Source organism: Rugosimonospora acidiphila (assembly GCF_039543385.1).
Lineage (GTDB): Bacteria > Actinomycetota > Actinomycetes > Mycobacteriales > Micromonosporaceae > Rugosimonospora > Rugosimonospora acidiphila.
The window spans coordinates 193,605-206,611 of the sequence record NZ_BAABJQ010000009.1; the positions used below are offsets into that span (position 1 = coordinate 193,605).

General features: G+C 70.5%; 9 protein-coding genes. 8 read left to right on the forward strand and 1 reads right to left on the reverse strand.

The features are described 5' to 3' along the window. Window positions 1–2 precede the first annotated feature (2 nt). A complete protein-coding gene (locus tag ABEA87_RS17870; protein WP_345630931.1) occupies window positions 3–1,847 on the forward strand; it encodes an FtsX-like permease family protein in 1,845 nt (614 codons plus the stop codon). Window positions 1,848–1,916: 69 nt separating this feature from the next. Here the strand turns inward: ABEA87_RS17870 and ABEA87_RS17875 are convergent, their stop codons facing one another. Further along, complete coding sequence (locus ABEA87_RS17875; protein WP_345630933.1) at window positions 1,917–3,200, reverse strand: apiosidase-like domain-containing protein; 1,284 nt, start codon at window positions 3,198–3,200, stop codon at window positions 1,917–1,919. Between the two features lie 123 nt (window positions 3,201–3,323). On the opposite strand from ABEA87_RS17875, the gene ABEA87_RS17880 reads away from it, so the two are divergent. The 7 genes from ABEA87_RS17880 to ABEA87_RS17910 all read left to right on the forward strand — a co-directional run bounded on the left by ABEA87_RS17880 (window position 3,324) and on the right by ABEA87_RS17910 (window position 12,896). Further along, window positions 3,324–4,958, forward strand: coding sequence for a type 2 periplasmic-binding domain-containing protein (locus ABEA87_RS17880; RefSeq protein WP_345630934.1), 1,635 nt, complete (start codon window positions 3,324–3,326; stop codon window positions 4,956–4,958). 2 nt (window positions 4,959–4,960) lie between these two features. Next, window positions 4,961–5,935 (forward strand): ABC transporter permease, encoded by a 975-nt coding sequence (locus ABEA87_RS17885; RefSeq protein WP_345630936.1) that lies wholly within the window; start codon window positions 4,961–4,963, stop codon window positions 5,933–5,935. Then, a complete protein-coding gene (locus ABEA87_RS17890; protein WP_345630938.1) occupies window positions 5,935–6,828 on the forward strand; it encodes a carbohydrate ABC transporter permease in 894 nt (297 codons plus the stop codon). The genes ABEA87_RS17885 and ABEA87_RS17890 overlap by 1 nt, the downstream gene beginning before the upstream one ends. A 4-nt stretch (window positions 6,829–6,832) precedes the next feature. After that, window positions 6,833–9,403 (forward strand): glycoside hydrolase family 2 protein, encoded by a 2,571-nt coding sequence (locus ABEA87_RS17895; RefSeq protein ID WP_345630939.1) that lies wholly within the window; start codon window positions 6,833–6,835, stop codon window positions 9,401–9,403. A gap of 49 nt (window positions 9,404–9,452) precedes the next feature. Further along, window positions 9,453–10,466, forward strand: coding sequence for a glycoside hydrolase family 26 protein (locus ABEA87_RS17900; protein WP_345630941.1), 1,014 nt, complete (start codon window positions 9,453–9,455; stop codon window positions 10,464–10,466). Window positions 10,467–10,628: 162 nt separating this feature from the next. After that, on the forward strand, window positions 10,629–11,372 hold the full coding sequence (locus ABEA87_RS17905) for a FadR/GntR family transcriptional regulator (protein WP_345630942.1): 744 nt from the start codon (window positions 10,629–10,631) through the stop codon (window positions 11,370–11,372). A gap of 9 nt (window positions 11,373–11,381) precedes the next feature. Then, complete coding sequence (locus tag ABEA87_RS17910) at window positions 11,382–12,896, forward strand: hypothetical protein (protein WP_345630943.1); 1,515 nt, start codon at window positions 11,382–11,384, stop codon at window positions 12,894–12,896. The last annotated feature ends 111 nt before the right edge of the window (window positions 12,897–13,007 follow it).

Genomic DNA, 13,007 nt, shown 5'->3' on the forward strand with positions numbered 1-13,007 from the left:
CGATGGGCCGCATCGTGCTCATTGGCCGCCTCGCCGTGCGTGACCTCCGGCGGCGCCGGGTCGAGACCGCGCTGCTGCTGCTCGCCATCGTGGCCGCCACCACGACGTTGACGCTCGGGCTCGTCCTGCGCGACGCGGCCAGCGACCCGTACCAGCGCACCCGGCAGGCGACCAACGGGCCCGACGTGGTGGCCAGCGTCAGCCGGTCCGAGCGACTTCCCGGCCTCGAGAAACTGGCCAGCGCCTCCGGCGTCATCGACCACAGCGGACCGTACCCGGTCGCTCCGGCGAAACTGGGGACGCCCGATCGGACCTCGGATGTGCAGGTCGTGGGGCGCGACGCCGAGCGCTCGTCGGTCGACGCGCCCGAGCTGGTGCGGGGCGGCTGGGTCGGGGACGGCGGCGTGGTGGTCGAGGCCGCCTTCGCAGGCGCGCTCGGGCTGCGCGTCGGTGACCCGGTGACCCTGAACGGCCGGTCGTTCAGGGTCGTCGGCATCGCGGTCACCGCGGCCATGGCGCCCTACCCGGCGACCTCCTGCGTGGTCGCCGTCGGTTGCGTCAACGGCGCGGTCCCCCCGGATCAGGCCGCCGAACTACCGCCGGGATTGCTGCGCAATCCCGGACTTGTCTGGCTCACCCGGGCGGACGTGCTCGGTCTCACCCCCGACCCGGACTCCCTCTCCTACGTGATGAACCTGAAGCTGGCCGACCCGGATGACGCCCAGTCGTTCATCGACGCGCACCACGGCGAACACGACGGCGCCACCCCCATGCAGTCCTGGCGGGACGTCCTCCAGGACGCCACCGAACTGGCCGGAGACTCCCAGATCATCCTGCTGATGGGATCCTGGCTGCTCGGTCTGCTGGCCGTGGCCAGCCTCTCGTTGCTGGTCGGTGGCCGGATGGCCGACCAGATCAGGCGCGTCGGGCTGCTCAAGGCGGTCGGCGGCACCCCGAGCCTGGTCGCCGTGGTGCTGCTCGCGGAGTATGTGCTCGTGGCGATCGTCGCGGCGGCGGCCGGGCTGGCGATCGGCTCGCTGGCCGCACCCCTGCTCACCGCGTCCAGCGCCGGCCTGCTCGGCAGCCCGGGCACACCGCCGATGTCCGCCTCGACGGTCGGCCTGGTGACCGCCGTGGCGGTCGCGGTCGCGGTGGTCGCGACCGCCGTTCCGGCCCTGCGCGCCGCCCGGCTCAGCACGGTCAACGCGCTGGCCGACTCGCCGCGTCCACCCCGGCGCGTCGGCTGGCTGATCGCGATCTCGGCGCGGCTGCCCGTCGCGCTGCTGCTCGCCGTGCGGGTCGCCGCCCGCCGGCCGCGCCGCATCGTCCTGGGCGTGGTCAGCATCGCGGTCACGATCAGCGGGATCTACGTCCTGCTGGTACTCGACTCCGTCCTCGCCACCCAACCTGTCGCCGACGGGTACGACGCGGCCCAGATCGGCGTGCTCCATCACGTGCTTCTGGTCTGGACGGTCATACTGCTCTGCCTGGCGGCGGTCAACGCCGTCGTCATCACCTGGGCGACCGTGCTCGACAACCGGCGCTCGTCGGCGCTGGCGCGCGCCCTCGGCGCGACCCCACGCGACGTGAGTGCGGCGCTGGCGGCCGCCCAGGTGCTGCCCGCGCTCGTCGGCGCCGCCCTGGGCGTCTTCCCCGGAGGCCTCGGACTGTTGACCGCGATAAACGTGATCACCGGTGGCGACAGCGACCGGGCCACGCTTCCCTCGCTCGGGCAGTTGCTGGCCGTGGTGCTGGCAACCGTACTCGTGGTGGCGGGGCTCACCGCCGTTCCCGCGCGCCTCGGCGGCCGGCGCTCGGTGACCGAGGCGCTCGCGTCCGGCGGGTGACCGGGCCGGCTGTTCGCGGGCGCGGCCGGTGGCCCGGCCGCGCCCGCGCGCCGGCGCGCGGCGCGGTCGTCAGCCGGTGAACAGGAAGAGGCTGTCGGAGAGGAACTCCGGCTGCTCGATCCGGGTGCGGCCGTCCTCGACCGTCAGGTTGGGCCGGTCCCGGTTGCGGGCGCCGAGGTTCCAGCACTCGACCTGCCAGCCGGACAGGTCCGCGTCGATCGTGACGGCGAAGGGGTGCGGCAGGTACAGGGCGGCGCGCCGCGGGCTTTCCTGCAACCCGAACCGGGCCCCGCTGCGATCGCCGACCACGAGATCCTGCCTCGACGCCAGGTCGTGGAGCCCGTGCGCCTCGACGAGGCGGCGCAGCAGGCCCACGTCCCAGGCGCCGTCGAAGCGCAGCGCCACGTCGGCCGGGAACGGCGTGCCGGAGAAGTGCTCGCCGTTGAACGGCTCCCCGGGCCGGTGCCAGGACCAGACGCCGTGCGCCCCGTACCCGAGGCCGGCTCCGGCACCGGCGAGCACCGACGACCACGAGGCGAGCCGGACGTCGGCGGCGGTGTGCCGGCCGCTGCCCTTGCCGTACCCGTGCCCCTCGTAGCACGGCTCCATGCTGACGATCGGCCGGCGGACCGGCATGGCACGCAGGCCGGTCGCCTGCTCGCCGGGCTGAGTGTCCCACCCTTCGTCGTGTCCGGCCTGGTACGAGTAGTAGTCCATGAGGTCGCCGCCGGTCAGCTGCGGCGGCTGCGTGACGTAGACGCCAGGGTGCAGCGTGAGCAGTGTGTCGGGTGCCTTTTCCCGCAGCCGGCGCAGCACCCGCTCGTACCGGTCGGCCGAGCGCGGGTCGGTGAAGTTGTCGTCGCCGCTGGCGGCGAAGGTGACGCCCAGATCGGCGAAGGATTCGATGACGAGGTCGACGTACCGGTCGGTCTGCTCCTCGGTGAGCACCAGCTCCGGGGTCAGCGCCGCACCCCAGGTGCCGGGGACGTAGTTGCACCAGAGCACCACGAGGGTCGGCACCATGCCGTGCTCGATGGCCAGCTCGAGCATGGCCCTGGCGTTGGCGAAGTAGGCCGGGTCGGGTCGGTCCAGGTCCCAGGAGCCGTCGGCCGCGGGCAGGAACGGCGAGCGCTCCACACCGGCCACCGTCGAAGCGCTGCGGTCGTGCGGGATCGACAGGATGTTGATGTTCAGTGCGTTGAATCCCTGGCGGCGGCGCAGCCGCAGGTAGGCGCGCCACTCGCCGAGAGTCGGGCGGGCGAAGGCGCACCAGATGGTGTCGGACAGCAGGAACTGGGGCTCGCCGTCGACGAGAAAGCGGGGCGCGCTCGAGTCGATGGTGACGCGGGGCATGGGACTCCGTTCGGCCGCTGCTGAGTTCGGGGTCGCGAAACCCGGTGTTTACATCCGGGGAACTGGCATGTCAGCATACGGCATACCACTTGATGTGTGACCCGTTGAGGAAGGTGAGCAACGATGAATCGCCTCAACCGGAGGAGCTTTCTGGGTCTGACCGCGGGGCTGGCCGGCGCCGCGGCACTGAGCGCGTGCGGCGGCGGCTCCTCTGCGTCGCCCGCCGGAGCCCCGAAGGACCTCCTCCTACCTGACTCCGTGACGCCCCCGGCCCTGCCCGGACAGTTGAGCAGCACGGTCGGTGGAGTGCTGCCGGCCTACACGCAGTACCCGGCCAGCCCCAAGCCGTCGGTGAGCGCGCCGCCCGGCTCCGGCGGCGACATCACCACCATGCAGGTCAACTACAACGCACCGCCGCCGGCGCTGTCCGGCAACATCTGGCAGCAGGAGCTGAACAAGCAGCTCAACGCGAACATCAAGGCCACCCTCGTCACCGACGCCGACCTGGCGCAGAAGACGCAGACCTTCATCGCCAGCGGCGACATCCCCGACATCTTCTACCTGAACCTGCAGCCGAACAAGGCGCCGGCCGCGCTGGGCGCGGTGCTGCAGGGCGCCTTCATCGAGCTGTCGCCCTACCTCGGCGGCAGCCACTCGAAGGACTACCCCAACCTGGCGGCGCTCCCCGCCGTGTCCTGGAAGAACTCGGCGATCCAGGGTGGCCTCTACGGCGTGCCCCGCCCGGTACCGGCGGCCAACACCGGGCAGCCGCTGTTCCGCGCGGACTGGATGCAACGGCTGGGCGGCAAGGCACCCACCAACGCCGACGAGGTCTACGCCATGCTCAAGGCGTTCTCCACCAACAAGACCTGGGCGTTCGGCGCGGTGACCCCCTGGGACCAGGAGTTCGTGCTGTCGATGTTCGGCGTGCCCAACAACTGGCGGCTCAACTCCGACGGGACGCTCACCAGCTACATCGAGACCGACGAATTCGAGGCCGCCCTGGAGTTCCTCGTCAAACTCTGGAAGGACGGCGGCTTCCACCCGAACGCGGCCAGCAACAACTACTCCCAGGAACAGGACCTCTGGACGGGCGGCAGCACCGGATTCTTCGGCGGCAACATGCTGGCGTCCCTGACCTATCTGCGCGGCACGCCCATCAAGGGGGTCGCCGACATGGTGGGCAGCATCAAGCCCTTCATCGCGCCCGGCAAGGACGGCGGCGCGGCCGGGTTCTACCAGGGGCCGGCGAGCTACGGCATGTTCTCCATCCCCAGCACGCACGCGAAGGACGAGAAGAAGGTCCGAGAGCTGCTCAGTGTGCTCAACTACTTCGCCGCGCCGTTCGGCAGCGCCGAGTACACGCTCATCAACTACGGTGTGGAGGGGCACAACTACACGATGAAGGACGGGATCCCTACCCCGTCGCAGAACCCGGCGATGCTCGCCGAAATGGCCGGACAGTACGTACCCAGCCCGATCGAGGCGTCCATCTACGACCCCGGACCGCCCAACGAATCCGCGACGATCCAGAAGTACTTCGAACAGGTCACCCCGTCGCTCGTCCCGGACCCGACGATGACGAAGGTGTCCCAGACCCGGGTGGCCAAGGGCGCGACGCTCGACAAGCTGATCCAGGACGAGTTCAAGGCCATCGTGAGCGGACAGAAGCCCCTGTCTGAACTGGACACGTTACGCAAGAACTGGAAGGCGCAGGGCGGCGACGCCGTACGCCGCGAGTTCCAGGACTCGAAGTAGCGATGACCGTCGCCACCACCCGCCACACCGCCACCGCGGGCACGCCGTCCCCGACCGATTCGCGCTCCGCGCGGTCGGCGGGGACAGTGTCCCGGATCCTGCGGGAACGCTGGATGTACCTGTTCATCGTTCCCGGGGTCGCGTACTTCGTGATTTTCCAGTACGTGCCGCTGTTCGGAAACCTGGTCGCGTTCAAGAACTATTCGCCGTTCCTCGGGTTCAACGCGAGCCCGTGGGTCGGCCTGCAGAACTTCACCGACCTGTTCAGCGATCCCGAGTTCCTGACGGCGCTGAAGAACACGGCGCTGATCAGCCTGATGCAGATCCTGTTCGCGTTCCCCGCGCCGATCGCCCTGGCGCTGATGCTCAACAGCCTCATCTCCGAGAAGGCGAAGCGGCTCGTCCAGTCGGTGGTCTACCTGCCGCACTTCTTCGGCTGGGTCATCGTCATCTCGATCTGGCAGGCGGTGCTCGGCGGGGTCGGCCCGATGGCCAGCCTGCTGAACAGCCTCGGCCACGGCCACGAGAACGTGATGGCCGACCCGCACACGTTCCTGGCGCTGGTCACCGCGCAGGTGGTGTGGAAGGAGGTCGGCTGGGGGACCATCATCTTCTTCGCCGCGATCTCGGCGATCCCGGTCGAGCGGTACGAGGCGGCGGCCGTCGACGGCGCGAACAGCTTCCGGCGCATGTGGCACGTGACGCTGCCGGGCATCAGCAACGTCATCGTGCTCCTGCTGATCCTGCGGCTGGGCACCGTGCTCTCGGTCGGATTCGAGCAGCTGCTGCTCCAGCAGGACGCCGTCGGCTCGGGCGCGGCTGAGGTGCTGGACACGTTCGGCTACTACCGCGGCGTCATCGGCGGCCAGTGGGGCCTGGCCACGGCGGCCGGCCTGTTCAAGGGTGTCATCGGCACGGTACTGGTGATCAGCGCCAACCGGATCGCCAAGCGCACCGGGAGCGGAGGGCTGTTCTGATGAGCGCGATAGGCCGACCGCCCTGGCAGAACCGCCCGACCTGGCCGGTGCAGACCCTCAAGGGCATAGTCATCGCGGGCATCGTGTTCGTGATGCTCTACCCATTCGTGTACGTGGTGGCCACGAGCTTCTCCGGCGACACCACCAGCGTCTCGGGAAATGGCCTGCTGCCCACCCACTACTCGTTCGCCGCGTACAAGGCGATCTTCTCCGGCAACGTGGTGCTGCGGTCGCTCATGATCTCCATCGGAGTGACCCTGGTTGGCACCGCCCTGTCGATGATCATCACCATCGGCATGGCCTACGGGCTCAGCCGCACCCGGGATGTGCCGGGCACCCGCTTCGTGCTCTACGCCGTGCTCGCCACGATGCTGTTCACCTCGGGCATCATCCCGAACTACCTGCTGATGAAGTCGCTCGGGCTGCTCAACTCGTACTGGTCGCTGATCCTCCCCGGGGTGGCCAACGCATTCAACATGGTGGTGCTGCGCAACTTCTTCATGGAGATCCCCGCCGACCTTTTCGACTCGGCGCGCATCGACGGCGCCTCCGAGTGGCAGATCCTGACCCGCATCGTGCTGCCGCTGTCCAAGGCGGTGCTGGCGGTCGTCGCGCTGTTCTACGCCGTCGGGTATTGGAACGACTTCTTCAACGCGCTGCTCTACCTGAATGACAGCACCAAGTGGCCGATCCAGCTGGTACTCAACCAGTACGTGATCCACGGCCAGAATCTCGATCAGGCCGGCGCCCCGGCCTCCGGTCAGCTCCGGGTGGCGGCGCAGTCCATCCAGATGGCGGTCGTCGTGGTCGCCACCGTCCCGATCCTCGTGGTCTACCCGTTCCTGCAGCGATACTTCACGAAGGGCGTACTCACCGGTGCGATCAAAGGTTAGCCCGTTGGATACCGGCTGGACGCTGCGCGCACCGGACGGCAACGAGTACCCCGCGACGGTGCCGGGTTGCGTGCACACCGACCTGATGGCCGCCGGGGCCATCGAGGATCCGCACCTGGGCGACAACGAGGCGCGCACCCAGTGGATCGGCTGGGCGGACTGGCGCTACCGGACGCGCTTTGTCGCCGAGCACGCGCCCGGCGACCAGGTCGACCTGGTCTTCCACGGGCTGGACACGGTCGCGGCGGTCAGCCTCAACGGCACACCCCTGGGCCGGACCGAGAACATGCATCGCGGCTACCGCTTTCCGATCGCCGCCCTGCTCGCGCCCCCCGACGACGAGGCCGGCGACGAGACAGCCGCCGACGAGACAGCCGCCGACGAAGCAGCCCCGGCCGAAGCGGCCGGCGTCGACGCGGCAGCCTTCGAGGAAGCGGCCGGGCCGGCGGTCAACGAGCTGGTGGTCGAATTCGCCTCGGCGGAACGGTTCGCCGAGGCCCGCAGCGCCGAAACGGGCGGCCCCCGGCCGAATCCGTTCGGCCGCACCTATCCGGCGATCCGCAAGATGGCGTGCAACTTCGGCTGGGACTGGGGGCCGGACCTGGTCACCGCCGGCATCTGGCGACCCGTCGAGGTGCACCGCTGGCGGATCGCCCGGCTCGACGAGGTCCGGCCGGTGATGCGCCACGACGAAGACGGCTGGACGGTCGAGGTGACGGTCGACCTGGTGTACGCCGGCGATCCGGCATCGGTCACCGTGACGGCGCGGGTGGCCGGGGCGCAGGCGAGCGTCCAGACGGCCGGTCGCACCGCGGTGCTGCGGCTGGCGGTCGACTCGCCCGACCTGTGGTGGCCGACGGGGTACGGCGAGCAGCCACTGTACTGGCTACGGGTGGACGTGCGGCGCGACGGCGAGGTGCTCGACGAGTGGCGCCGCCGCGTCGGCTTCCGCACGGTCGAGCTGGACACCTCGCCCGACGAAATCGGCTCGGCCTTCGTGCTGCGGGTCAACGGCCGGCCGGTGTTCGCCCGCGGCGTCAACTGGATCCCCGACGATACCTTCGTCACCCGGGTGGGCCCCGCGCGCTACCGCGAGCGGCTGGGCCAGGCGCTGGCCGCGAACGTCAACCTGGTTCGGGTGTGGGGCGGTGGGCTCTACGAGTCGGACGCGTTCTACGACGTGTGCGACGAACTCGGCCTGCTGGTGTGGCAGGACTTCCCGTTCGCGTGCGCCGCCTACGCCGAGGACGAGCGGCTGGCCGCCGAGGTCGAGGCCGAGGCACGGGAGAACATCGTGCGGCTGTGCCCGCATCCGAGCCTGATCCTGTGGAACGGCAACAACGAGAACATCTGGGGCTGGTTCGACTGGGACTGGCAGGCGTCGCTGGCCGGCCGCACCTGGGGCGAGCGTTACTACCTCGAGTTGCTGCCGCGCCTGGTGGCGCGGCTCGACCCGAGCCGGCCGTACTGGCCCGGCAGCCCGTACTCCGGCTCCATGGACATCCACCCGAACGACGACCGGCACGGCGTGAGCCACGTCTGGGACGTGTGGAACGAGAAGGACTACCTCGCGTACCGGCAGCGCACGCCGCGGTTCGTCGCCGAGTTCGGCTACGAGGGGCCGCCGACCTGGTCGACCTACCGCCGCGGGATCGGCGACACCGGAGGGATGCACCAGAAGGCCCTGGACGGGAACGCCAAGCTGGAGCGTGGGCTGACCGAGCACTTCGGCAAGGCCGGCGACTTCGACGACTGGTTGTTCCTGACTCAGCTCATCCAGGCGCGCGCGATTCAGGTTGGCGTCACGCACTTCCGGTCCGCCCAGCCGAGGTGCATGGGCACCATCTGGTGGCAGCTCAACGACTGCTGGCCCGGCCCGTCCTGGGCGGTGGTCGACGGCGACGGGCGGCGCAAGCCGGCCTGGTACGCGCTGCGAGACGCGTACCGGCCGAGGTCGTTGAGCATCCAGCCGGCCGACAGCGGGCTGAAACTGGTTCTGGTTAACGACACCGACCTGCCCTGGACCGGTACCGCCACGGTGTCCCGGTACGACTTCGACGGGACGGTGCGCGCCAGCCGCGAGCTGGTGGTGGACTGCGCGCCTCGCGGTGTGAGGCGGGTACCCCTTGACAACGTTGTCACCGATCCGGAGCGGCCAGACCGGGAACTCCTCCGCGCCACGCTCGCCGAGGCCACGGTCCCGGGTCCGGCTCCCGCCCCGGGCTCGATTTCAGGCCCGGCCCCGATTCTCGGGCCGGGCTCGGTCTCCGGCCTGGCCCCGGCCGACTGGTTCTACCTGCCCGACCGCGAGCTGAGCTACCCGCCGGCCGAGTTCGAGGTCGAGGGCCGGCCGGTTCCGGACGGCTGGGAGGTCGACGTCCACGCGGCCACCCTGCTGCGCGACGTCTGCCTGTTCCCGGACCGGCTGGATTCTTCGTCCACAGTGGATCACATGCTCGTCACGCTGCTGCCCGGGGAGCACGCCCGGTTCCGGGTCCGCTCGACCACGCCGCTGCCCGGCGCCGACCTCGGCCGGTCCCCCGTGCTGCGCTGCGCCAACGACGCACAACGGTGACCGGGACCCCACCCGGCTCACCCACACATACCGTACGAGGAGGTCGTTCGTGGCACCATCCAGCCTGAAACGATGGCTCGCGAGACCCGCCATCGCGCTCGGCGCCGTACTGTTCCTGATCCCCACCGCCGCCAGCGCCGCCGCGGCCTGCCCGCCCACCGGGAACCACCCGCCCACCGGGGGCCACCCGTCCACCGCGTACCACCCGCCGATCCGCTCCGGCCTGCCGTGGGCCAGCGGCGCCTACGTCGACAGTTGGACGCCCTCGGACACCACTGCGTTCGGCGACTGGCGCGGGCACAAGATGGACGTGGCGGTCACCTGGCCAATGCGCACGCACTGGGCCGACTTCACCGAACCCAACGCCAACTACGACGCGTACGCGGGCAGCCCGTGGACCATGGTGTTCGGGGTGCCGCCCATCCCCGAGGACGGCAGCGCCACCCTCGCCGGCTGCGCGGCCGGCGACTACACCCAGCAGTGGCAGACCTTCGCCCGCACCATGCGCTCCTACCACCTGGACAACAGCATCATCCGGCTGGGCTGGGAGTTCAACGGGAACTGGTACGTGTGGGGGGCCGACGCCACGGACTTCGCGGGGTGTTGGCGGCAGATCGTGACCACCGTGCGCCGGATCGCGCCTGGGCTCAAGTTCGACTGGAGCGTCGACCGGGGCTCGGCCGCCGGCCTGCCGGGTGACGAGGTGCTCGCGGCCTACCCCGGCAACGCCTACGTGGACATCGTCGGCGTCGACTCGTACGACTTCTGGGGCGACCTCGACTCCCAGTTCAACGGAGCGTACGGGCTCAACTACTGGCTCGCGTTCGCCAAGGCGCACGGCAAGCGGCTGTCAGTACCGGAATGGGGCGTCTACCCCGGCGACCCCAACGGCAACGGTGACGACCCCGCGTACATCAAGGCCATGCACGACTTCTTCGCCCATAACGCGCGCGATATCGCCTACGAGAGTTACTTCGACGAATCCGCCGCGTACTACGGCGGTTCGATCTTCGACCCGGTACAGAACCCGAACGCGTCGGCCGAGTACCAGCGCCTCTGGTAGGCGACCACCCGTGATCCGACCCGGTCACCGCCGCGTCGGGCCCCGGCCACCGCCCGACCGGCGGTGGCCGGGGCCCGGCCGTCGCGCGCGGCGCACCACGATTCCCCGTGCCGGCTGGATAATCTGGCATGATGGAATACCACGATTCCTTGAGAGGCAACCGTGAATGCCGAGAATGTCCAGTACCCCACCCTGCAACGCAGTCCGACGCTCTCGGACCGGGTGACCGACAGCGTGCTCCAACTCATCACGAGTAATGCCCTCAAGCCGGGCGATCGGCTGCCCTCGGAGCGTGATCTTGGCGTCCGGTTCGGGGTTTCCCGCACCGTCGTACGGGAGGCCCTGCGCTCGCTGGCGGCCAAGGGCGTGCTCGACGTGCGGTCGGGCAGCGGAGCGATCGTCGCCCGGGTCGACGTCGACACGGCCAGCCAGGCCCTGCGGCTGTTCGTGCAGGGCTCCCGGGAGGGCGCCGACGGGGACCGGGTCGAGTACGAGCAGATCAACGACGTGCGGGAAATGCTGGAGACGCGGGTGGCGCGGATCGCCGCGCGGGCGGCACAGGACACCGACCTGGACAGCCTGCGCGACCTGCACGACCGGATGAAGGCCGCGAAGACCGACGTGGAACTCTCCTCGTCGCTGGACGTGGCGTTCCACCGGGGCATCGCGGTGGCCACCCATAATCCGCTGTTCGTGGTGATGCTCGACTCGATCGAGCCCGCGCTGCTGGAGATCCGGCGCAAGACGCTCGGCTCGCCCGGGCGCCCCAACCGCGCCCTGCGCGCGCACGCACAGATCCTCGAACGCATCGCCGCGCGGGACCCGGAGGGCGCCGAGCAGGCGATGAACGACCACCTCGCCGACTCGCGGGCCGTCTGGCGCCGCCTGGGCGGCACCGTCAGCTGAGGAAGCCCGTTGCCGCATACCGAACTGCGCGCCGAGGGCGCGTGCCTTGCCGTGGCCGGCGACGCCCTGCGGGACGTCCGGATCTGGGGACACCGGGCGCTGGACGCGATCTACGTGGCCGCTCGGGACGAGGAGTGGGGCACCTACCCCGCCGACGTCCGGCTGATGTCGCTCACGCACCGGCCCGGCGGCGTGACCGCGATCCTGAGGGGTGAGCACGGCGGCGACGATCCGGTGTTCGCCTGGGAGGGTGTGGTCGACGTTGACGTCGCGGCGGTGCGGTTCACCATGCGCGGCCGGGTGCTGCGCGACCTCTCGAGCCAGCGGATCGGCGTGTGCCTGCTGCACCCGCTCGACCTCGTCGGCCGCGACTTTCAGACGGAGACGGACACGGGAACGTTCTCGGCGGCGGTCAATCCCCGGCCGCCCGCGTCCGGGTTCAACTCGCTGCGCTACGACGCCGGCTGCCCGATCGACATTGTGCTGGACGGCCCACCATTCGAGATGGAGGACCACCGCAACTGGTCCGATCCGGGGTGGAAGAGCTACTGCCCGCCGCTGGGCGACCCGTCGCCCCGGCGGTTCCACGCCGGCGAAGAGATCATCCAGGCGGTGACGGTTCGTGGCACGGCCAACGTGGTACCCGCGATCGGCGGGTTCGCGGCGGACCAGGGCGCGTACCGGCATGTGGACCTGGTAGAGGGCGCCCCCTGGCCAACCCTGCCCGCGGACGTACCCCTGTCGATCGGCCTGATCCGCGAGTCCCCGGGCTGGTTGGACGAGGCCGCCGCCCGCATCGCCGGGCACGGTCGCACCGCCGAGTACGGCCCCGCCGGGCACGGTCGCATCGAGCGGGTGTCCGTCTTCGACCGGGGGTCCTCGACCACCCGCCCGGGGGACGCCGGGCGGGTCCGCGCCGTGCTCCGGGAACTCGGCTGCGGGGCACCGGTCGGCGGCGGCTCGCGCGCGCACCTCGCGGAGCTCAACCGCCTCGACGCGCCGACCGATGACTGGGATTTCTGCACGTTCCCGGTCACCGCGCAGGCGCACCACAGCGACACCGATTCGATCATGGCAACCGTGCGGGCTCAGCCGTACGCGATCGAACAGGCCCGCCGGGTCGCACCCGGCATGCCGGTCGTCGTCGGTCCGCTCGCCTTCCGCGCGCGGGCGGGCGCCAACTCCCCGGCCGCCCCGGACGATCCGGTCGATCCACGCGAGTCCGATCCGTTGTCCGCCGCCTGGCTGCTGGCCAGCGTCATCGCGCTGCGCCGGGCCGAGGCCCTGACGGTGCTGCTCGACCCGGCGGCGCCCACCACGGCCATCCTGCGGCGGCTGCGTACCCTGGCCGGACGCCGGCTGGACGTGCTCGACACGGGCCGCGACCACCTCCTCGCGGCCACCGTCGTCGTGGACCCGCCGCTGACCCTGGTGGCCAACCTCGGCCCCGAACCGGCCGGGTTCGACCGTGGCAGCACCCACGCGCTGGTGCCCGGCCGCACGGCGGCCGTGCTCGACACCTGAACGCGAACCACGTAACCGCGGACATGCGAGCGCACGACACGGCAGCGCTCGACGGGGAAGCGCCCGGCAAGGCGCCCCTCGACCCGGAAGGCACTCGACAAGACAGTGCTC

Bases quoted from the DNA above. Each gene is read 5' to 3' on its own strand.
- ABEA87_RS17890 (WP_345630938.1), top strand. From the start codon at position 5,935: ATGAGCGCGATAGGCCGACCGCCCTGGCAGAACCGCCCGACCTGGCCG.
- ABEA87_RS17885 (WP_345630936.1), top strand. From the start codon at position 4,961: ATGACCGTCGCCACCACCCGCCACACCGCCACCGCGGGCACGCCGTCC.
- ABEA87_RS17870 (WP_345630931.1), top strand. From the start codon at position 3: ATGGGCCGCATCGTGCTCATTGGCCGCCTCGCCGTGCGTGACCTCCGG.
- ABEA87_RS17880 (WP_345630934.1), top strand. From the start codon at position 3,324: ATGAATCGCCTCAACCGGAGGAGCTTTCTGGGTCTGACCGCGGGGCTG.
- ABEA87_RS17875 (WP_345630933.1), bottom strand. From the start codon at position 3,200: ATGCCCCGCGTCACCATCGACTCGAGCGCGCCCCGCTTTCTCGTCGAC.